This window comes from Oleiphilus sp. HI0125, assembly GCF_001635355.1.
The window spans coordinates 1-746 of the sequence record NZ_LWGF01000545.1 but is presented as its reverse complement, the minus strand read 5'-3'; the positions used below and the strand labels follow the sequence as shown (position 1 = coordinate 746).

1 pseudogene is annotated in these 746 nt (G+C 45.2%); it reads right to left on the bottom strand.

Annotation, left to right across the window (positions count from 1 at the left end):
* Positions 1 to 746 (bottom strand): annotated as a pseudogene (locus A3762_RS06870) (bifunctional aconitate hydratase 2/2-methylisocitrate dehydratase); the annotation flags it as partial.

The following is a 746-nucleotide window of genomic DNA, read 5'->3' as shown; positions in this document are numbered from 1 at the left end:
TGATTGGAAAGCACCATCAACATCTGGAGAGATAGTAGAAGCAGCCATTGCTTCTAGTTCTTGGCAAGTCATTGGACCAGTAGTGTCCTGAGAACCAACGATGTTCACTTTAACGCGAACGTCTGAACCAGTATGTAGAGGAGTTTTAGACGTTACGCCAACTGCATTGCGGTTGAAGATTTTTTCAACAGCAGTTAGGCCTTGGCCTTCGTTTGAGATCTCTTTAGATGCTGCGTAAACAACAGGCGCTTCAACACCCAATGTTTCAGCTGCGAATGTTTGAAGCTTCTTACCGAAAGTAACCGCGTAAGAACCGCCAGCCTTCATGAACTCAACTTTCTGAGGCGTGAATGCGTCAGAAACGTCAGAAAGCTCTTCGCTACCGTTGTAAAGCTTCTTCGCTTTTGTATCGATAGTAAGAACAGTACCTGTCNCAACAGAGTATGCTTCTTCTAATACTGGATCGCCGTTTTCATCACGAACAACTTCGCCATTTGCGTCAGTTTTCTTAACCCAGTTTTTAAGGTCAAGACCGATACCACCTGTTACGCCAACAGTCGTCAAGAAGATTGGCGCGATACCGTTAGTACCTGCTACAACTGGACGGTTGTTGATGAATGGAATGTATGGAGAAGTCTTTTCACCAGCCCAAAGTGCAACGTTGTTAACACCAGACATACGTGAAGAACCAACACCCATCGTACCTTTTTCAGCGATAAGCATAACTTTCGCGTTCGGGTGCTTCT